Annotated in this window: 19 protein-coding genes; 13 read left to right on the top strand and 6 right to left on the bottom strand. The window is 49.3% G+C overall.

The genetic code is table 11. From position 1 onward, the window contains the following. The first annotated feature begins 46 nt into the window (after positions 1–46). The gene (lysS, locus tag D9738_RS02645) at positions 47–1,564 is read left to right on the top strand and encodes a lysine--tRNA ligase (protein ID WP_130259502.1); all 1,518 of its coding nucleotides are present in this window, start codon (positions 47–49) and stop codon (positions 1,562–1,564) included. 118 nt (positions 1,565–1,682) lie between these two features. Here the strand turns inward: lysS and ghoT are convergent, their stop codons facing one another. From ghoT to yjdI, 4 genes are all read right to left on the bottom strand, one after another. Continuing rightward, positions 1,683–1,856, bottom strand: a complete 174-nt coding sequence (gene ghoT, locus D9738_RS02640; RefSeq protein ID WP_130205931.1) for a type V toxin-antitoxin system toxin GhoT — start codon at positions 1,854–1,856, stop codon at positions 1,683–1,685. Positions 1,857–1,882: 26 nt separating this feature from the next. Further along, entirely contained in the window at positions 1,883–2,179 is a 297-nt protein-coding gene (gene ghoS, locus D9738_RS02635) for a type V toxin-antitoxin system endoribonuclease antitoxin GhoS (protein ID WP_130205929.1), read from the bottom strand. 217 nt (positions 2,180–2,396) lie between these two features. Further along, on the bottom strand, positions 2,397–2,669 hold the full coding sequence (locus tag D9738_RS02630; RefSeq protein ID WP_000405647.1) for a GNAT family N-acetyltransferase: 273 nt from the start codon (positions 2,667–2,669) through the stop codon (positions 2,397–2,399). A gap of 11 nt (positions 2,670–2,680) precedes the next feature. Next, complete coding sequence (yjdI, locus tag D9738_RS02625; protein WP_130259501.1) at positions 2,681–2,911, bottom strand: 4Fe-4S mono-cluster protein YjdI; 231 nt, start codon at positions 2,909–2,911, stop codon at positions 2,681–2,683. Positions 2,912–3,090: 179 nt separating this feature from the next. On the opposite strand from yjdI, the gene D9738_RS02620 reads away from it, so the two are divergent. The 5 genes from D9738_RS02620 to D9738_RS02600 all read left to right on the top strand — a co-directional run bounded on the left by D9738_RS02620 (position 3,091) and on the right by D9738_RS02600 (position 9,832). After that, positions 3,091–4,722: a sensor histidine kinase gene (locus tag D9738_RS02620; RefSeq protein ID WP_130259500.1), complete on the top strand. Its 1,632-nt coding sequence runs from the start codon at positions 3,091–3,093 to the stop codon at positions 4,720–4,722. Next, on the top strand, positions 4,719–5,438 hold the full coding sequence (gene dcuR / locus D9738_RS02615) for a two-component system response regulator DcuR (RefSeq protein ID WP_130205923.1): 720 nt from the start codon (positions 4,719–4,721) through the stop codon (positions 5,436–5,438). The genes D9738_RS02620 and dcuR overlap by 4 nt, the downstream gene beginning before the upstream one ends. A 556-nt stretch (positions 5,439–5,994) precedes the next feature. Continuing rightward, positions 5,995–7,335 (top strand): anaerobic C4-dicarboxylate transporter DcuB, encoded by a 1,341-nt coding sequence (gene dcuB, locus D9738_RS02610; protein WP_000899528.1) that lies wholly within the window; start codon positions 5,995–5,997, stop codon positions 7,333–7,335. Positions 7,336–7,412: 77 nt separating this feature from the next. Continuing rightward, positions 7,413–9,059, top strand: coding sequence for a class I fumarate hydratase (fumB, locus tag D9738_RS02605; RefSeq protein ID WP_130205921.1), 1,647 nt, complete (start codon positions 7,413–7,415; stop codon positions 9,057–9,059). Between the two features lie 122 nt (positions 9,060–9,181). Then, positions 9,182–9,832, top strand: a complete 651-nt coding sequence (locus D9738_RS02600; RefSeq protein WP_130259499.1) for a DUF2238 domain-containing protein — start codon at positions 9,182–9,184, stop codon at positions 9,830–9,832. Here D9738_RS02600 and melA read toward each other — a convergent pair. Then, complete coding sequence (melA, locus tag D9738_RS02595; RefSeq protein WP_130259498.1) at positions 9,829–11,184, bottom strand: alpha-galactosidase; 1,356 nt, start codon at positions 11,182–11,184, stop codon at positions 9,829–9,831. The two genes, D9738_RS02600 and melA, sit on opposite strands and share 4 nt — an antisense overlap. A gap of 282 nt (positions 11,185–11,466) precedes the next feature. Here melA and melR point away from each other — a divergent pair, with 282 nt between their 5' ends. The 7 genes from melR (at position 11,467) to pmrB (ending at position 20,924) form a co-directional block, all read left to right on the top strand. After that, positions 11,467–12,375 carry a transcriptional regulator MelR gene (melR, locus tag D9738_RS02590; protein ID WP_130205915.1) on the top strand — a complete coding sequence of 303 codons (909 nt, stop codon included), beginning with the start codon at positions 11,467–11,469 and terminating at the stop codon, positions 12,373–12,375. Positions 12,376–12,573: 198 nt separating this feature from the next. Continuing rightward, positions 12,574–14,841, top strand: a complete 2,268-nt coding sequence (adiA, locus tag D9738_RS02585) for an arginine decarboxylase (protein WP_130259640.1) — start codon at positions 12,574–12,576, stop codon at positions 14,839–14,841. 333 nt (positions 14,842–15,174) lie between these two features. Continuing rightward, positions 15,175–15,936, top strand: coding sequence for a DNA-binding transcriptional activator AdiY (gene adiY / locus D9738_RS02580; RefSeq protein WP_130221796.1), 762 nt, complete (start codon positions 15,175–15,177; stop codon positions 15,934–15,936). Between the two features lie 136 nt (positions 15,937–16,072). Beyond that, a complete protein-coding gene (gene adiC, locus D9738_RS02575; RefSeq protein ID WP_130259497.1) occupies positions 16,073–17,410 on the top strand; it encodes an arginine/agmatine antiporter in 1,338 nt (445 codons plus the stop codon). A gap of 104 nt (positions 17,411–17,514) precedes the next feature. After that, positions 17,515–19,158 carry a phosphoethanolamine transferase EptA gene (eptA, locus tag D9738_RS02570; protein WP_130259496.1) on the top strand — a complete coding sequence of 548 codons (1,644 nt, stop codon included), beginning with the start codon at positions 17,515–17,517 and terminating at the stop codon, positions 19,156–19,158. After that, positions 19,155–19,823, top strand: a complete 669-nt coding sequence (gene basR, locus D9738_RS02565; RefSeq protein WP_130259495.1) for a two-component system response regulator BasR — start codon at positions 19,155–19,157, stop codon at positions 19,821–19,823. Before eptA ends, basR begins: the two co-directional genes overlap by 4 nt. After that, positions 19,824–20,924 carry a two-component system sensor histidine kinase PmrB gene (pmrB, locus tag D9738_RS02560; RefSeq protein WP_165383162.1) on the top strand — a complete coding sequence of 367 codons (1,101 nt, stop codon included), beginning with the start codon at positions 19,824–19,826 and terminating at the stop codon, positions 20,922–20,924. Here the strand turns inward: pmrB and pmrR are convergent. After that, positions 20,900–20,989, bottom strand: coding sequence for an LpxT activity modulator PmrR (gene pmrR / locus D9738_RS02555; protein ID WP_074399408.1), 90 nt, complete (start codon positions 20,987–20,989; stop codon positions 20,900–20,902). The genes pmrB and pmrR overlap by 25 nt on opposite strands. Positions 20,990–21,066: the final 77 nt, after the last annotated feature.

The raw sequence follows: 21,066 nt of genomic DNA, 5'->3' as shown, positions 1-21,066 counted from the left end.
TCTCTTTATCTACGCTAAATTGAAAGCTGGATTAAGAGGAACCAAAATGTCTGAACAAGAAACACAGGGAGCCAATGAGGCTATTGATTTTAACGATGAAATGAGAAATCGTCGCGAAAAACTGGCAGCGCTGCGTCAGCAAGGCGTGGCGTTTCCCAATGATTTTCGCCGCGACCATACTTCTGACCAGTTGCACGAAGAGTTTGATGCGAAGGATAACCAGGAACTGGAATCCTTAAACATTGAAGTCTCGATTGCTGGCCGAATGATGACCCGTCGAATCATGGGGAAAGCCTCCTTTGTAACATTGCAGGATGTCGGTGGCCGTATTCAACTGTACGTTGCACGAGATAGCCTGCCAGAAGGTGTTTATAACGATCAGTTTAAAAAATGGGACCTGGGTGACATTATCGGTGCCCGCGGTACGCTGTTTAAGACGCAAACTGGTGAGCTTTCCATTCACTGTACTGAGTTACGCCTGCTGACTAAAGCACTACGTCCTTTACCAGATAAATTCCATGGTCTGCAGGATCAGGAAGTCCGTTATCGTCAACGTTATCTGGACCTCATCGCTAACGATAAATCCCGTCAAACGTTTGTTGTCCGTTCAAAAATTCTGGCCGCTATCCGCCAGTTCATGGTCGCACGCGGCTTTATGGAAGTAGAAACCCCGATGATGCAGGTAATTCCAGGTGGGGCATCTGCTCGCCCGTTTATTACCCATCATAATGCTCTGGATTTAGATATGTATCTGCGTATCGCGCCGGAGCTGTATCTGAAACGTCTGGTTGTAGGTGGTTTTGAACGGGTATTCGAAATCAACCGTAACTTCCGTAATGAAGGTATTTCTGTTCGTCATAATCCTGAGTTCACGATGATGGAACTCTACATGGCGTATGCGGATTACCACGATTTGATTGAACTGACAGAGTCACTGTTCCGCACCCTGGCACAAGAGGTACTGGGTACCACTAAAGTCACTTATGGCGAGCATGTGTTTGATTTCGGCAAACCGTTTGAAAAACTCACCATGCGTGAAGCAATCAAAAAATATCGTCCAGAAACCGATATGGCCGACCTGGATAATTTTGATGCCGCTAAAGCATTAGCTGAATCTATCGGTATTACAGTAGAGAAAAGCTGGGGACTGGGACGTATTATCACCGAAATCTTTGATGAAGTTGCAGAAGCACATCTGATTCAGCCAACCTTTATTACTGAGTATCCGGCAGAAGTGTCACCGCTGGCGCGCCGTAATGATGTTAACCCGGAAATCACCGACCGTTTTGAATTCTTCATCGGTGGTCGTGAAATCGGTAATGGTTTTAGCGAATTAAACGACGCAGAAGATCAGGCTGAACGTTTCCAGGAACAGGTTAACGCCAAAGCTGCAGGTGACGACGAAGCGATGTTCTACGACGAAGATTACGTGACTGCGTTGGAATATGGTCTGCCGCCAACCGCAGGTCTGGGAATTGGTATCGACCGAATGATTATGCTGTTTACTAACAGTCATACTATTCGCGACGTTATTCTCTTCCCGGCGATGCGTCCACAGAAATAAGTTTCACTTTAATGAACGAAGCAGCCAGGCGACTGCTTCGTTCGTCGTTCCGCAAATCAAGTTTTGAGGAGAGACGCTTCGTTTCAAGATAACCAGCGGATCCACTCAACCACAGCTCCTAAAAGAGAGAAAAAAGTAATGCCACAGGCAGACTCATTGGCCAGGTTATTCCTACCAGGAATGCACTAAGTAAACGAATATGTGTTTTCTCATGTGAGATAAACCAGATAATGACAAAGGATATGTTCACACCAATCACATAAAAAATTAATATTTTATAGAATAGTGTCATTTTGAATATCTTCTTATCCCTTCCATCTATTTGTAAAACTGACGGAAATAGTCATCAACTATCATAATGTTGAGGTCAAAATCAATATCTGGCAAGTCTAAGCATTTGATCCTGATTAAATCTTCAATTTCACTTGCGGCTAATGATGTCGTTATTGCGAAAGAATTCTCATTCAATTGTCGTGGTATTCCATATTCATCAGCCACTATAGAGGAGAAGTTCATATCATGCATCAATGATCTTAACCTTAAGAAAACTGAGGAATAAGATGATGGATAATCAAAAGAAACGACATAAGTATTGAACTTTTTTTTACCTTCCATAATAAGACTCCTATCAATATTAAATGCCCTGGGGATGCAAAGTTTATTAACCCCGATTGATGATTCTCATATAGGAGATATTCTTTTTTTTTTGCTCACTAAAGGGGATGACTTGGGACAAGAAAACGCTCTCTCTGACCATTCTTTGTGCATCCCCCGACCCTTCAGATACTCCCCTGCATCGCATTACGCAGAGCATGAAAAATATCGTTACTCATCAACTGCGAATATCATCATACTCACGCGTTTTATCAAATTCGTGTTTCGCAAATGGGCACAGTGGGATAATTTTTCGTTTTTCCCGGCGCATTTTTTCCACGACTTTCGCAACCAACTGTTTACCAATCCCTTGCCCTTTCAGGCTTTCATCAACATCGGTATGTTCGATAATCGCTAAATTCTCTCCAGTCGGCACAAAGACAATTTCAGCGATTTGCTTACCCTGTTCGTCATTGATGTAAAATTTATTGTGACCTTCACGTATTTCCATTTTTCCCTCGCTTATTTATGACGGTATTTCAGTGCGCCGCTCGGGCACGTATCAATCACTTTAACCACAGTGGTGACGTCAACTTCATCCGGCATGATCCACGGCTTACGTTTGAGATTAAATAACTTGCCGTTGCCACGTACGCAATTGCCAGAATGCTGACATATTGCAGTGTTGAAATAGACATCGATCTTTTCGCCGGTATAGCAGCGATAACCACCGTCCAGTAGATCCTGATCCATGACCTTCCCTCTCTCATCAGTATGGTTTTCGCAATAAGCATAGCCCGGAATCTTCATACAGCACCGACAGTTTCAGTTTCCAGAGTCTCTCCCCCTATATAGCCAATTATTCTTACTCCCTTTGAATTACCTGCCTCATCAGAGATAATGCTTAAGAAATTTGTCACACAAGGAAGCTGATGAGACATCCATTGCCCTACCGCAAGTTACGCAAACGTCCGATGAAATTGAGTACCACAGTGATCTTAATGGTCAGCGCGGTGCTGTTCTCGGTGCTGTTGGTGGTGCATCTGATTTACTTCTCGCAAATCAGTGATATGACGCGTGACGGACTGGCCAACAAGGCGCTGGCGGTAGCACGTACCCTTGCCGATTCGCCGGAAATCCGTCAGGGCTTGCAGAAAAAACCGCAGGAGAGCGGGATCCAGGCCATCGCGGAAGCCGTGCTCAAACGTAACGATCTGCTATTTATTGTCGTTACCGATATGCAAAGTCTTCGCTACTCGCATCCTGAAGCCCAGCGTATTGGTCAGCCATTTAAAGGTGATGACATCCTTAACGCGCTGAATGGCGAAGAAAATGTCGCTATCAATCGCGGTTTTCTGGCGCAGGCTTTACGCGTATTTACCCCCATCTATGATGAGAATAATAAACAGATTGGCGTGGTGGCGATCGGCCTTGAATTAAGCCGCGTGACCCAACAAATCAATGACAGTCGCTGGAGCATTATCTGGTCGGTGTTATTTGGCATGCTGGTCGGCCTCATCGGCACCTGCATTCTGGTTAAGGTGCTGAAAAAAATCCTTTTCGGCCTGGAACCCTACGAAATATCCACACTGTTTGAGCAACGCCAGGCCATGTTGCAGTCTATCAAAGAAGGCGTCGTTGCCGTGGACGATCGCGGCGAAGTCACGCTGATCAACGATGCCGCACAAGAATTGCTGAATTACCGTAAGTCGCAGGACGATGAGAAACTGTCGACGCTAAGCCACTCGTGGTCACAGGTAGTAGATGTCTCGGAAGTGTTACGCGACGGTACGCCGCGCCGCGACGAAGAGATTACCGTCAAAGATCGGCTATTACTGATCAACACCGTTCCGGTGCGCAGTAATGGCGTTATCATCGGTGCCATTTCAACCTTCAGGGATAAAACTGAAGTACGTAAACTGATGCAGCGACTGGATGGTCTGGTCAACTATGCTGACGCACTTCGTGAACGATCCCACGAATTTATGAATAAATTGCACGTGATTCTCGGATTATTGCATCTGAAGAGTTATAAGCAGTTGGAAGATTACATTCTCAAAACAGCCAATAACTATCAGGAAGAGATTGGCTCTCTGTTGGGCAAGATCAAATCGCCGGTTATCGCTGGTTTTTTAATCAGCAAGATTAACCGCGCGACCGATTTAGGCCATACGCTGATTTTAAACAGCGAAAGCCAGTTGCCCGACAGCGGCAGTGAAGACCAGGTCGCGACGCTGATTACCACGTTGGGAAATCTGATAGAAAACGCGCTGGAGGCATTAGGGCCGGAAGCTGGAGGCGAAATTAGCGTAACATTGCACTACCGTCACGGCTGGCTGCACTGTGAAGTTAACGATGATGGACCGGGGATCGCACCCGACAAAATCGATCACATTTTTGACAAAGGTGTCTCGACAAAAGGAAGCGAACGAGGCGTCGGTTTAGCTCTTGTCAAACAACAGGTAGAAAATCTCGACGGCAGTATCGCCGTAGAATCGGAACCCGGGATTTTCACACAATTTTTTGTCCAGATACCCTGGGACGGGGAGAAGTCGAGCAAATGATCAATGTATTAATTATCGATGACGACGCAATGGTGGCGGAGCTGAATCGCCGATACGTGGCGCAGATCCCGGGCTTTCAATGCTGCGGAACGGCCTCGACACTGGAAAAAGCCAAAGAGATAATTTTCAACAGCGACACGTCTATTGACCTGATATTGCTCGATATCTATATGCAGAAGGAGAACGGGCTCGATTTACTTCCGGTACTGCATAACGCTCGCTGCAAAAGCGATGTGATAGTCATCTCTTCCGCCGCCGATGCCGCGACGATTAAAGATTCGCTGCATTACGGCGTTGTTGATTACCTGATAAAACCCTTCCAGGCATCACGCTTTGAAGAGGCACTCACCGGCTGGCGACAAAAGAAAATGGCGCTGGAAAAACATCAGTATTATGACCAGGCCGAGCTGGATCAGCTAATCCACGGCAGCAGCGCCAACGAGCAGGATCCTCGTCGCTTGCCAAAAGGCTTAACGCCGCAAACGTTACGCACGCTGTGCCAGTGGATTGACGCGCATCAGGACTATGAGTTTTCAACCGACGAGTTGGCCAACGAGGTGAATATCTCGCGCGTTTCCTGCCGCAAGTACCTAATCTGGCTGGTCAACTGCCACATCTTATTTACCAGCATCCATTATGGCGTCACGGGTCGTCCGGTTTACCGTTACCGTATTCAAGCGGAACATTACTCATTGCTGAAACAATATTGCCAATAACGCACCATTGGTTATCCGCAAGTAACAATTATTGCAGTAATGCAAAAGAGCACTGGCACAAGTTACATCGTCCATCAGTAAAACTTGTGCCAGATCAAATATAATTATCCCCTTCTCATTTCATCGATTTAATATTCTTTAGGATAAATAGTGTTTTTAATTTCAAAACGCTAACAAAAGTTAATTAACTATTATGTCACCCGCATTATGTGTATTTTTACCCACAAATGGGTAGATCAGAATAATCTATAACCGTCATTAGAACAAAAAATATACCAATAAATATCAATAAGATAGTAGAAAACAAACTATTAACATCTGCGCAGCACAAACTATAACCCCATCGCCAGAGAGTATTTTTCTCTGAAAAAGTCGCTTATCACAGTGTATTAATTTATTGCTGCCTGAATCAGCCAATATTCACTGTGAAGTAATTACTCAGGCCAGTAACGACCAAAAGGATATTAGTCAGGCTCTGAAAAAAGTTCATACAAACAGAACGAGACTGCGTTCTATTCAGTAGAAATTTAAATGGGATTATCGCGAGGGTTCACAAATGTTATTTACTATCCAACTTATCATAATATTGATATGTCTGTTCTATGGCGCCAGAAAGGGCGGTATCGCGCTAGGTCTATTAGGCGGTATCGGCCTCGTCATTCTGGTATTCGTCTTCCATCTTCAGCCAGGTAAACCACCGGTTGATGTTATGCTGGTTATCATCGCGGTGGTGGCGGCATCGGCCACGTTGCAAGCCTCGGGCGGCCTTGACGTCATGCTGCAAATTGCCGAGAAACTGCTGCGCCGCAATCCGAAATATGTCTCCATTGTCGCGCCGTTTGTTACCTGTACGCTGACCATTCTTTGCGGTACAGGTCACGTGGTTTACACCATCCTGCCAATCATCTACGACGTGGCAATTAAGAACAATATCCGTCCGGAACGTCCGATGGCGGCAAGTTCTATCGGTGCACAGATGGGGATTATCGCCAGTCCGGTGTCGGTTGCGGTAGTGTCTCTGGTCGCGATGCTGGGTAACGTTACCTTTGATGGTCGTCACCTTGAGTTCCTCGACCTGCTGGCAATCACCATTCCATCGACGTTACTCGGTATCCTGGCGATCGGTATTTTCAGTTGGTTCCGCGGTAAAGATCTGGATAAAGACGAAGAGTTCCAGAAATTCATCTCCGTACCGGAAAACCGTGAGTACGTTTACGGTGACACCGCGACGCTGCTGGATAAAAAACTGCCGAAAAGCAACTGGCTGGCAATGTGGATCTTCCTCGGGGCAATTGCCGTGGTCGCACTCCTCGGTGCTGATTCGGACCTGCGTCCGTCCTTCGGCGGCAAACCGCTGTCGATGGTGCTGGTTATTCAGATGTTTATGCTGCTGACCGGCGCACTGATTATTATCCTGACCAAAACCAATCCCGCGTCTATCTCAAAAAACGAAGTATTCCGTTCCGGTATGATCGCCATCGTGGCGGTGTACGGTATCGCATGGATGGCAGAAACCATGTTCGGTGCGCATATGTCTGAAATTCAGGGCGTACTGGGCGAAATGGTGAAAGAGTATCCGTGGGCCTATGCCATTGTTCTGCTGCTGGTTTCCAAGTTTGTAAACTCCCAGGCCGCGGCGCTGGCGGCGATTGTTCCTGTCGCACTGGCGATTGGCGTTGACCCGGCTTACATCGTGGCTTCAGCACCGGCTTGCTACGGTTATTATATCCTGCCGACCTATCCGAGCGATCTGGCAGCGATTCAGTTTGACCGTTCCGGCACCACCCACATCGGTCGCTTCGTCATCAACCACAGCTTTATTCTGCCAGGGTTGATTGGCGTGAGCGTATCTTGCGTCTTTGGCTGGATCTTCGCCGCGATGTACGGGTTCTTATAAATGCACTTTGCGTGCCGCCCGTCGCTGTGCGGCACGCCATTTTCGTATAACAAATACAGAGTTACAGGCTGGAAGCTATGTCAAACAAACCATTTATCTACCAGGCGCCTTTCCCGATGGGGAAAGACAACACCGAATACTATCTGCTCACTTCCGATTACGTTAGCGTTGCCGAATTCAACGGCGAAACCATCCTGAAAGTGGAACCAGAAGCCCTGACCCTGCTGGCGCAGCAAGCCTTCCACGACGCCTCTTTCATGCTCCGCCCGGCACACCAGAAACAGGTTGCTTCTATTCTTCACGACCCAGAAGCCAGCGAGAACGATAAGTACGTGGCGCTGCAATTCTTGAGAAACTCCGAAATCGCCGCCAAAGGCGTGCTGCCGACCTGCCAGGATACTGGCACCGCGATCATTGTTGGTAAAAAAGGTCAGCGCGTATGGACCGGCGGTGGTGATGAAGAAGCGCTGTCGAAAGGCGTCTATAACACCTATATCGAAGATAACCTGCGCTATTCACAGAACGCGCCGCTGGACATGTACAAAGAGGTCAACACTGGCACTAACCTGCCTGCGCAAATCGACCTGTACGCGGTAGATGGCGATGAATATAAATTCCTCTGCGTCGCCAAAGGCGGCGGTTCTGCCAACAAAACGTATCTCTATCAGGAAACTAAAGCCCTGCTGACTCCGGGTAAACTGAAAAACTTCCTCGTCGAGAAAATGCGCACCCTCGGGACCGCAGCCTGCCCGCCGTACCATATCGCGTTTGTGATTGGCGGCACGTCTGCGGAAACCAACCTGAAAACCGTCAAGTTAGCAAGCGCTCACTATTACGATGAACTGCCGACCGAAGGGAACGAACACGGTCAGGCGTTCCGCGATGTCCAGCTGGAACAGGAACTGCTGGAAGAAGCCCAGAAACTCGGCCTCGGCGCGCAATTTGGCGGTAAATATTTTGCTCACGATATCCGCGTAATCCGCCTGCCGCGTCACGGCGCTTCCTGCCCGGTCGGTATGGGCGTGTCCTGTTCCGCTGACCGTAACATCAAAGCGAAAATTAACCGCGAAGGTATCTGGATCGAAAAACTGGAACACAACCCAGGCCAGTACATTCCGGAAGAACTGCGCCAGGCGGGTGAAGGCGAAGCGGTGAAAGTCGATCTCAACCGCCCAATGAAAGAGATCCTCGCCCAGCTTTCGCAATATCCGGTTTCCACTCGTTTGTCGCTCACCGGCACCATTATCGTGGGTCGAGATATTGCACACGCCAAGCTGAAAGAGCTGATCGACGCTGGTAAAGAACTGCCGCAGTACATCAAAGATCACCCGATCTACTACGCGGGTCCGGCGAAAACCCCTGCCGGTTATCCATCAGGTTCACTTGGCCCAACCACCGCAGGTCGTATGGACTCCTACGTGGATCTGCTGCAATCCCACGGCGGCAGCATGATCATGCTGGCGAAAGGTAACCGCAGTCAGCAGGTTACCGACGCGTGTCATAAACACGGCGGCTTCTACCTCGGTAGCATCGGTGGTCCGGCGGCGGTACTGGCGCAGCAGAGCATCAAGCATCTGGAGTGTGTCGCTTATCCGGAGCTGGGTATGGAAGCAATCTGGAAAATCGAAGTAGAAGATTTCCCGGCGTTTATCCTGGTCGATGACAAAGGCAACGACTTCTTCCAGCAGATCGTCAACAAACAGTGCGCGAACTGCACTAAGTAACCTCTTCGGCCCAGCGCCTGGCAGCATGCTGCCAGGTGATCCCCCTGGGCCACCTCTTTTGCGATTGTAATTTCACGCTTGCTGGTGAATAGTCAGTATTTTCCCTGACTTGCGAACTCACCATGACCCGCACACTCAAGCCGTTAATTCTTAACACCGGCGCACTGGCGCTAACGTTAATCCTGATTTATACCGGCATTTCGGCCCATGACAAACTCACCTGGTTGATGGAAGTGAAACCGGTGATTATTGTCGTGCCGCTACTGCTTGCCACCGCCAGACGTTACCCGTTAACGCCGCTGCTCTATACGCTCATTTTCTTTCACGCCATCATCCTGATGGTCGGCGGGCAGTACACCTATGCGAAAGTTCCCATCGGTTTTGAGGTGCAGGAATGGTTAGGGTTGAGCCGTAATCCGTATGACAAGCTGGGGCATTTTTTCCAGGGGCTGGTGCCTGCACTGGTGGCACGAGAAATTCTCGTGCGCGGAATGTACGTTCGTGGACGGAAAATGGTGGCGTTCCTGGTCTGCTGCGTAGCGCTGGCAATAAGCGCCATGTATGAGTTGATCGAGTGGTGGGCGGCGCTGGCGATGGGCCAGGGAGCGGATGATTTTCTCGGCACCCAGGGCGACCAGTGGGACACGCAATCCGATATGTTCTGTGCGTTGCTTGGCGCATTAACGACAGTGATATTGCTCGCTCGTCTTCACTGCCGCCAGTTACGGCGCTATGGCTTAATCACCAGAGCGCCGGAAGCGATTACACCTTAGCGGTGCAACCAGCCAGGTAGCCAGTCGCCGTGAGCGGTAATCAGGTCGTCAACAAGGGCATAAATTTCGTCAATGCCCAGCACGGCGGCGGTGTGCGGGTCCATCATTGCGGCGTGGTAAACACGGTCACGATTTTCGGTGAGAATGGCTTCGGTCAGCAGCGTCTGTACGTTGATGTTGGTTTGCATCAGGGCAGCCAGATGCGAAGGCAGTGCACCAACTTTGGTTGGCTGAATACCATTGGCGTCAACCAGACAGGCCACTTCCACACAGCATCCTTGTGGCAGGTTATCAATCAAACCATCGTTACGGACGTTGCCGTAAATCACACTCGGCTCACCGGTCCAGATAGCGTTCATAATCGTGCTGGCATATTCCCGCGACGGTTTAATATCAATCCGGGAGGCGTTCTTATACTCCTCCAGCTCTTTATGCCAGTTCGCCAACTGTTCAACACAGCGTTTCGGGTACTCATCCAGCGGCACTTTATAACGCTCAATCAAATCCTCGCGACCTGGCTTAATAAACCACGGCGTATATTCGGCAAAATGTTCTGACGACTCCGTGACGAAGTAGCCCAGCTTTTTGAACATTTCATAGCGCACAATATTCTGGCAACGAGTATTGCCATGAATATTCGGTTTCGGTGCCTGGCCTGCGTCATACGCTGCCAGCAGTTCCGGGTAGAGATTCACGTAACTGCCGTCTGCGGTTTTGCGCTCCAGCTCCAGGTAGAACGCCATATGGTTGATACCAGCGCAACGATAACGCAGCGTGGACGGTTCGATATTCAGGTCGCGGGCCAACTCTTCCGCCGTTCCCTGCACCGAATGGCACAGCCCCACCTGTTTGATATGCGGATAGCGGGCATACATCGCCCAGGTATTCATCGCCATCGGGTTAACGTAATTGAGCATGGTGGCATCGGGGCAAACTTCCGTCATGTCCTCGCAAATCTGCCACAAGTGCGGAATGGTACGTAGCGCACGCATAATGCCGCCAGGCCCCAGCGTATCGGCAATGGTTTGTTCCAGACCGTGGCGCTTACAGACCTCAAAATCAGTCACTGTGCAGGGTTCATAACCGCCAATCTGAAACGCCACCACCACAAAATCGGCGCCCTGTAAGGCTTCTTTCTGTTCGCTATGACAGGTGATTTTGCCGCTGGCTCCTGCTGAATCCATCAGCTTGCGCACCACGATGTGCGACTCTTCCAGCCGTGTGGGATCGATGTCCATCAGAGCGATATGCGCCGTTTTCAGTGCCTCACGGTGAAACACATCACCAAGAATATTTTTAACGAAAATTGTCGAACCAGCGCCGATAAATGTAATTTTGGGTGCAGACATCATGGAGATCTCCTGGCTTGCTTGAATAACTTCATCATGGCAGGCGATACCGCAGAAAACTTCCGGCTTCCCCGTCGAGTATTCCCATAAACTCAGATCCTGAGTGAAGTATCAGTAAATCTGAGTTTATGGAAATAAATTAGCTGAAAAGCAGAGATTTCGGCCTCCTTATCCTTGGACGCTCCCCGCGTCCCTCTGGGAAGAGGGTGAAAACCGTGCTCCCATTCGCAGTCATCCTCCCCCACTCATGTCATAATTCTGATAATCCAGGAAAGAGAGCCATCCATGAATACTGATAACTTTATGTGTAGCAGCGATGAAAAGCAGACCCGCAGCCCGCTATCACTGTATTCAGAATATCAGCGAATGGAGATTGAGTTTCGCGCACCGCATATCATGCCCACCAGCCACTGGCATGGTCAGGTCGAAGTGAATGTGCCTTTCGATGGCGATGTGGAATACCTGATCAACAATGAAAAAGTGAAGATCAACCAGGGGCATATCACGCTGTTCTGGGCCTGTACGCCACATCAGCTAACAGATACCGGAACCTGTCAGAGCATGGCAATTTTTAATCTGCCGATGCATCTGTTTCTCTCCTGGCCGCTGGATAAAGACCTTATAAACCACGTCACTCACGGTATGGTGATCAAATCACTGGCGTCACAGCAGCTTAGTCCGTTTGAAGTGCGTCGCTGGCAGCAGGAGCTCAACAGCCCAAACGAGCAAATTCGCCAACTCGCTATTGATGAAATTGGCCTGATGCTCAAGCGATTTAGCCTCTCTGGCTGGGAGCCGGTTCTGGTCAATAAAACCTCGCGTACGCACAAAAACAGCGTCTCGCGTCATGCACAGTTTTATGTCAGCCAGATGTTGGGCTTTATTGCAGAAAACTATGATCAAGCGCTAACCATCAACGACGTGGCCGAGCACGTCAAACTTAACGCCAACTATGCGATGGGGATCTTCCAGCGGGTCATGCAATTGACGATGAAACAGTACATTACGGCGATGCGCATCAACCACGTTCGCGCGTTACTGAGCGATACCGATAAAAGTATTCTCGATATTGCCCTGACAGCAGGCTTTCGTTCGAGCAGTCGCTTTTACAGTACGTTCGGCAAATATGTCGGCATGTCGCCGCAAAAATACCGCAAACTTAGCCAACAACACCGCCAGACACTTCCCGGATAAAGATGATATCAGTATCAGCCAAAAAAATAGTTTAGCTGTCGATAATAAGCAGTGAAAACAACTTTAGAAATCAATGTAATTGTTTGTTTATAAAAATAAAAAAAACAAAAGCGACTGTTTTTTACTCGCTTTACAGCCTGAAATACCCAGAAGATACTTGCCCGCAACGAAGATTCCTTCATAACCGGGTAAGCAATGATGAAAGTATTAATTGTTGAAAGCGAGTTTCTCCATCAGGACACCTGGGTCGGTAACGCCGTTGAGCGTCTGGCGAATGCCTTAAGCCAGCAAAATGTCACTGTCATTAAATCAACCTCATTTGATGACGGCTTTGCCATTCTCTCTTCAAATGAGGCCATTGATTGTCTGATGTTCAGCTATCAAATGGAACATCCGGACGAACATCAAAACGTCAGAGAATTGATCGGTAAGCTTCACGAACGCCAGCAAAATGTGCCGGTCTTCCTGTTGGGCGATCGGGAAAAAGCCCTCGCCGCAATAGATCGCGACCTGCTGGAGCTTGTCGATGAATTCGCCTGGATTCTGGAAGATACCGCCGACTTTATCGCCGGACGCGCCGTTGCCGCGATGACCCGCTATCGTCAGCAACTGTTGCCGCCACTGTTCAGCGCGCTAATGAAATATAGCGACATCCACGAGTATTCCTGGGCCGCACCGGGCCACCAGGGCGGCGTTGGCTTCACCAAAACGCCAGCCGGGCGTTTCTACCATGACTATTATGGTGAAAATCTGTTCCGTACCGACATGGGCATCGAAAGAACTTCCCTCGGTTCTTTACTCGACCATACTGGCGCATTTGGCGAAAGCGAAAAATATGCCGCGCGCGTATTTGGTGCCGATCGCTCCTGGTCGGTCGTCGTCGGGACTTCCGGCTCTAACCGCACTATCATGCAGGCTTGCATGACCGATAACGATGTGGTGGTCGTTGACCGTAACTGCCACAAATCCATCGAACAAGGCTTAATGCTGACTGGCGCGAAACCCGTCTACATGGTGCCAAGCCGCAACCGCTACGGCATTATCGGGCCAATCTACCCGCAGGAAATGCAGCCTGAAACTTTACAGAAGAAAATCAGCGAAAGCCCGCTGACCAAAGATAAAGTTGGGCAAAAACCCTCTTACTGCGTGGTAACCAACTGCACCTACGACGGCGTATGCTACAACGCCAAAGAAGCGCAGGATCTGCTGGAAAAAACCTCCGATCGTCTGCACTTCGACGAAGCCTGGTACGGCTATGCGCGCTTTAATCCGATCTATGCCGATCACTATGCCATGCGCGGTGAACCGGGCGATCATAACGGCCCAACCGTTTTTGCTACCCACTCCACTCACAAACTGCTGAATGCGCTGTCGCAGGCGTCTTACATTCATGTGCGTGAAGGTCGTGGAGCGATTAACTTCTCCCGCTTTAATCAGGCATACATGATGCATGCCACCACTTCCCCGTTGTATGCCATCTGCGCATCAAACGATGTGGCAGTATCGATGATGGACGGCAACAGCGGCCTGTCGCTGACGCAGGAAGTTATCGACGAAGCGGTCGATTTCCGTCAGGCAATGGCGCGGTTGTATAAAGAATTTACCGACGAAGGAAACTGGTTCTTTAAACCGTGGAATAAAGAAGTGGTTACCGACCCAGAAACTGGCAAAACCTATGACTTTGCCGACGCGCCGAGCAAACTGCTGACCACCGTTCAGGACTGCTGGGTAATGCACCCAGGCGAAAGCTGGCACGGCTTTAAAGATATCCCGGACAACTGGAGCATGCTCGACCCGATTAAAGTCAGCATCCTCGCACCGGGGATGGGAGAAGACGGCGAACTGGAAGAGACTGGCGTACCTGCCGCACTGGTCACCGCCTGGCTTGGTCGTCACGGCATTGTGCCAACCCGCACCACTGACTTCCAGATTATGTTCCTGTTCTCTATGGGCGTAACCCGTGGGAAATGGGGAACTCTGGTTAACACACTTTGCTCTTTCAAACGCCATTACGATGCTAATACACCGCTGGCGCAGGTGATGCCAGAACTTGCTGAACAATATCCTGACACTTACGCGAATATGGGTATTCACGATCTGGGTGACAAAATGTTTGCCTGGCTGAAAGAAAACAACCCAGGCGCACGGTTGAACGAAGCCTATTCTGGCCAGCCGGTGGCTGAAATCACCCCGCGTGAAGCCTACAACGCAATTGTCGATAACAACGTCGAACTGGTATCCATTGAAAACCTGCCGGGACGTATTGCGGCGAACTCTGTCATCCCGTATCCGCCAGGAATCCCAATGCTGCTCTCTGGCGAAAACTTCGGCGATAAAAACAGTCCGCAGGTAAGCTATTTACGCTCACTACAATCCTGGGATCATCATTTCCCTGGTTTCGAACACGAAACTGAAGGTACCGAAATTATTGACGGTATTTACCACGTGATGTGTGTGAAAGCGTAACCACTATTCCGCTGAAGGCGTAATTGTTTAAATAACATTACGCCGCCTGGCCTGAGGCCTTTTGAGTATGGCAACGTTTTCATAAAAATTGCTGCAAACAAAAATGTCATACTTTTTGCGCGGCCCCACCCCGCGCTTTTTTTTGCCTGTTATTTACACTTTTTCAGCATGTAAAATTTTTTGTACATGAGAAATTACTATAAAAATTTGTAATATTAGTAAAACACGTTATTTTTATGCATGTTTTGATTCGTCATACAATTATATAACCATTTCCCCGTATCGCTCTTCCTGGCGAAAACGGGTCTTTTATTTGCATTCAGGAGTACATGTATGAGGATTTGCAGCGACCAACCTTGTATTGTTTTATTGACTGAAAAAGATGTCTGGTTAAGGGTGAATGGGAAAGAACCTATAAGCCTGAAGGCTAACCACATGGCGTTATTAAGTTGTGAAAATAATATTATTGATGTCTCCTCACTTAATAACACTTTGGTTGCGCATATTAGTCATAACATCATCAAAGATTACCTCCGTTTTCTGAATAAAGATCTCTCAAAAATACCCGTCTGGCAACGAAGCGCCACCCCAGTCCTGGCCTTACCATGCCTGACACTGGACCTCTTTCGCGTCGCTGCTCAACATAGCATGATGCCCGCTGAAACAGAGTCAGAAAAAGAACGCACTCGTGCATTATTATTCACTGTGCTATCACGCTTTCTCGACAGTAAAAAATTCCTTTCTCTTATGATGTATATGTTACGTAATTGTGTAAGTGATAGCGTTTATCAAATAATTGAAAGCGATATTCATAAAGACTGGAATCTTAGTATGGTAGCCAGCTGTTTATGTCTAAGCCCCAGCCTGTTAAAGAAAAAACTGAAAAGTGAAAACACCAGTTATAGCCAAATAATCACCACCTGCCGTATGCGTTATGCCGTAAATGAATTAATGATGGACGGCAAAAATATCTCACAGGTATCACAATCCTGCGGCTACAACAGCACTTCCTATTTTATATCTGTATTTAAAGACTTCTATGGTATGACGCCTCTCCATTATGTTAGTCAGCACAGAGAACGTTCTGTCGCCTGATTTATAACCTGAACGAAGAGCTATATTAATAACAGCATCAGCGATAACCCGGTTGAGGATAATTCAACGCGCGAGTGTAGGCGTATGATATGACGTAATTTATTGTCACGAAGCTCGCCTTCGCAGGAGTTTAATTATGTCTTCGGATGCTGACGCTCACAAAGTGGGCTTAATCCCCGTCACCCTGATGGTGTCGGGGAATATTATGGGGTCAGGTGTTTTTCTGTTACCTGCAAACCTGGCCTCGACAGGCGGGATAGCCATATATGGTTGGTTGGTGACGATTATCGGTGCGCTGGCTTTGTCGATGGTCTACGCCAAAATGTCTTTCCTTGATCCCAGCCCTGGCGGTTCATATGCCTACGCGCGCCGCTGCTTTGGCCCTTTCCTCGGGTATCAAACAAACGTTCTCTACTGGCTGGCCTGCTGGATCGGCAATATAGCCATGGTGGTCATTGGCGTGGGGTATTTAAGCTACTTCTTCCCTATCCTCAAAGATCCGTTGGTATTAACCATCACCTGTGTGGTGGTGCTGTGGATCTTCGTTCTGCTTAATATCGTCGGTCCAAAAATGATCACCCGCGTGCAGGCTGTCGCCACTGTGCTGGCGCTGATCCCCATTGTCGGAATTGCAGTATTCGGCTGGTTCTGGTTCCACAGTGAAACGTATATGGCAGCCTGGAACGTGAGTGGTCAGGGTACTTTCGGTGCGATTCAAAGTACCTTAAACGTCACGTTGTGGTCGTTTATTGGGGTAGAAAGTGCTTCCGTTGCGGCGGGCGTAGTGAAAAACCCGAAACGCAACGTGCCTATCGCCACCATTGGCGGGGTGTTGATTGCCGCCGTCTGCTATGTACTCTCGACCACGGCAATTATGGGGATGATCCCTAATGCCGCGCTACGCGTTTCCGCCTCACCTTTTGGCGATGCAGCGCGGATGGCGCTGGGTGATACCGCTGGGGCCATTGTCTCCTTCTGCGCAGCGGCAGGTTGCTTAGGCTCGCTGGGCGGCTGGACACTACTGGCCGGGCAAACGGCGAAAGCGGCTGCCGATGACGGCCTGTTCCCCCCCATTTTTGCCCGCGTTAACAAAGCGGGTACTCCGGTTGCCGGGTTGATTATCGTTGGTATTCTGATGACTATCTTCCAGTTCAGTAGCATCTCGCCAAACGCCACCAAAGAGTTTGGTCTGGTGTCCTCCGTATCGGTAATCTTTACCCTCGTGCCTTATCTTTACACCTGTGCCGCTTTACTGCTTTTAGGTCACGGTCACTTTGGCAAAACGCGTCCGGCGTATGTGACCATCACGACTATCGCCTTCCTTTACTGTATCTGGGCGGTGGTCGGTTCTGGCGCAAAAGAGGTCATGTGGTCATTCGTCACTCTGATGGTGATCACAGCCATGTACACGCTGAACTACAACCGGATGCATAAAAACCCCTATCCTTTAGATGCACCGACCAGTAAAGATTAAGCCTCTCTTAATCCAGCAAACGCATAAGCCAACCTTAAGAACTTAAGGTTGGCTTAACTTTGCTTTGCGAACATATGCGCACTTTGTTCGATGGAAACACCGTGATGTTGAAGCGCCTTCTAAAAAGACCCTCTTTGAATTTACTCGCCTGGCTATTGCTGGCCTCTTTTTATATCTCTATCTGCCTGAATATTGCCTTTTTTAAACAGGTATTACAGGCGTTACCGCTGGATTCACTGCATAACGTGCTGGTTTTCTTGTCGATGCCGGTCGTCGCCTTCAGCGTGATTAATATTGTCCTGACACTAAGCTCTTTCTTATGGCTTAATCGCCCGCTGGCATGTCTGTTTATTCTTGTCGGCGCATCAGCGCAATATTTCATCATGACTTATGGCATCGTCATCGACCGTTCAATGATTGCCAATATTATGGATACCACAGCGGCGGAAAGTTATGCGTTGATGACGCCGCGGATGTTATTAACGCTAGGGTTAAGCGGCGTACTTGCCGCGCTGATTGCCTGCTGGATAAAAATCAAACCTGCCACCTCGCGCCTGCGCAGTGTTCTTTTCCGCGGAGCCAGCATCCTGATTTCTATACTGCTGATTGTGCTGGTCGCCGCACTGTTTTATAAAGACTACGCCTCGCTGTTTCGCAACAACAAAGAGCTGGTGAAATCCTTAAGCCCCTCTAACAGCATTGTTGCCAGCTGGTCATGGTATTCTCATCAACGACTGGCGAATCTGCCGCTGGTACGCATTGGTGAGGATGCTCGCCGCAACCCGTTAATGCAAAATGGAGATCGGAAAAACCTGACCATTTTGATCGTCGGTGAAACTTCACGGGCGGAAAACTTCTCGCTCAACGGCTACCCGCGTGAAACTAACCCGCGGCTGGCGAAAGATAACGTGGTCTATTTCCCAAATACTGCGTCTTGCGGCACAGCAACGGCTGTTTCTGTACCGTGCATGTTCTCGGATATGCCGCGCGAGCATTACAAAGAAGAGCTGGCACAACACCAGGAAGGCGTGCTGGATATCATTCAGCGGGCGGGTATCAACGTGCTTTGGAATGACAACGACGGTGGCTGCAAAGGCGTCTGCGACCGCGTGCCTCACCAGAACGTCACTGCGCTGAACTTGCCTGGTCAGTGCATCAACGGCGAATGCTATGACGAAGTGCTGTTCCACGGGCTGGAAGAGTACATCAATAACCTGCAGGGAGATGGCGTGATTGTATTACACACCATCGGCAGCCACGGCCCGACCTATTACAACCGTTATCCGCCGCAGTTCAGGAAATTTACCCCTACTTGCGACACCAACGAGATCCAAACCTGCTCGAAAGAACAACTGGTGAACACTTACGACAACACGCTGGTCTACGTCGACTATATTGTTGATAAAGCGATTAATCTGCTGAAAGAACATCAGGATAAATTTACCACCAGCCTGGTTTATCTTTCTGATCACGGTGAATCGTTAGGTGAAAATGGCATCTATCTGCACGGCCTGCCTTATGCCATCGCCCCGGATAGCCAAAAACAGGTGCCAATGCTGCTGTGGCTGTCGGAGGATTATCAAAAGCGGTATCAGGTTGACCAGAATTGCCTGCAAAAACAGGCGCAAACGCAGCACTATTCACAAGACAATTTATTCTCAACGCTGTTGGGATTAACCGGCGTTGAGACGAAGTATTACCAGGCTGCGGATGATATTCTGCAAACTTGCAGGAGAACGACTGAATGAAAATTCTAATTGTTGAAGACGATACACTGTTATTGCAGGGATTGATTCTGGCGGCGCAAACGGAAGGCTACGCCTGTGATGGCGTCACAACCGCACGGATGGCGGAACAAAGCCTGGAAGCTGGTCATTACAGTCTGGTGGTGCTGGATTTAGGTTTACCTGACGAAGACGGGCTGCATTTTCTCGCCCGCATCCGGCAGAAAAAATACACCCTGCCGGTGCTGATCCTCACCGCCCGCGACACTCTGACCGACAAAATCGCCGGGCTGGATGTCGGGGCTGACGACTATCTGGTGAAGCCTTTTGCGCTGGAAGAGTTGCACGCCCGCATTCGCGCCCTGCTGCGACGCCATAATAATCAGGGCGAAAGCGAGTTGATTGTTGGCAACCTGACGCTGAATATGGGTCGCCGTCAGGTATGGATGGGCGGTGAAGAACTGATTCTGACGCCGAAAGAATATGCTCTGCTGTCACGGTTGATGCTCAAGGCAGGCAGCCCCGTGCATCGGGAAATTCTCTACAACGACATCTATAACTGGGACAACGAACCCGCGACTAACACCCTGGAAGTGCATATCCACAACCTGCGCGATAAAGTGGGTAAGTCGCGCATCCGTACCGTACGCGGTTTTGGCTATATGCTGGTCGTAAATGAGGAGAACTAATTGAATCTGATGCGTTTTCTGCGTCGTCCAATATCGCTACGCCAGCGGCTAATATTGACCATCGGGGCCATTTTGCTGGTGTTTGAGCTGATCAGCGTCTTCTGGCTATGGCATGAAAGTACCGAGCAGATTCAGCTATTTGAGCAGGCGTTACGCGACAATCGCAACAACGATCGCCACATCATGCGTGAGATCCGCGAAGCGGTCGCCAGCCTGATTGTCCCCGGCGTGTTTATGGTCAGCCTGACGCTATTTATCTGCTATCAGGCGGTACGGCGCATCACCCGTCCGCTGGCAGAGTTGCAAAAAGAGCTGGAAGCGCGCACCGCCGACAACTTAACGCCCATTGCCATTCACAGTGCCACCCTCGAAATCGAATCGGTGGTTTCGGCTTTGAACGATCTGGTATCTCGCCTGACCAGCACGCTGGATAACGAACGCTTGTTTACCGCTGACGTCGCTCACGAACTGCGAACGCCGCTGGCGGGGGTACGTTTGCATCTGGAGTTGCTGGCGAAAACGCATCACATTGATGTAGCGCCGTTAGTGGCGCGGCTTGATCAGATGATGGAGAGCGTCTCCCAGTTGTTACAACTGGCGCGTGCGGGTCAGTCATTTTCATCCGGTAATTATCAGCATGTAAAACTGCTGGAAGATGTCATTCTGCCCTCGTATGACGAGTTAAGTACCATGCTCGATCAGCGTCAGCAAACCTTGCTGTTGCCAGAAAGCGCCGCCGACATCACCGTTCAGGGTGATGCAACCCTGCTGCGGATGTTATTGCGAAACCTGGTAGAAAACGCCCATCGTTACAGCCCACAAGGCAGCAACATTATGATTAAGCTGCAAGAAGATGGCGGTGCGGTAATGGCGGTTGAAGATGAAGGGCCAGGTATTGATGAGAGTAAATGCGGGGAGTTAAGCAAAGCGTTTGTACGAATGGACAGCCGTTATGGCGGAATTGGTCTGGGATTAAGTATTGTCAGCCGCATCACGCAGTTGCATCACGGGCAGTTTTTCCTGCAAAACCGGGAAGAAACCTCCGGCACGCGTGCCTGGGTACGGCTGAAGAAAGATCAGTACGTGGCAAACCAGATATAGAGAAAGCTGCTGACTACCAGCACGCTGAACACGGTGGTTAAACGTTCATAAATACGGTTTTTCATTGCACTCTCCTCCGTTAACCTGGAGGAGAGTATGCGCGCCAGAGATTAAGTGAACCTTAAGAGTTCGGTTGTAGGCC

This window comes from Escherichia sp. E10V5, assembly GCF_004212315.1.
Classification (GTDB): Bacteria; Pseudomonadota; Gammaproteobacteria; order Enterobacterales; family Enterobacteriaceae; genus Escherichia.
The sequence above is the reverse complement of the archived record's forward strand: the minus strand, read 5'-3'. Positions and strand labels throughout refer to the sequence as shown.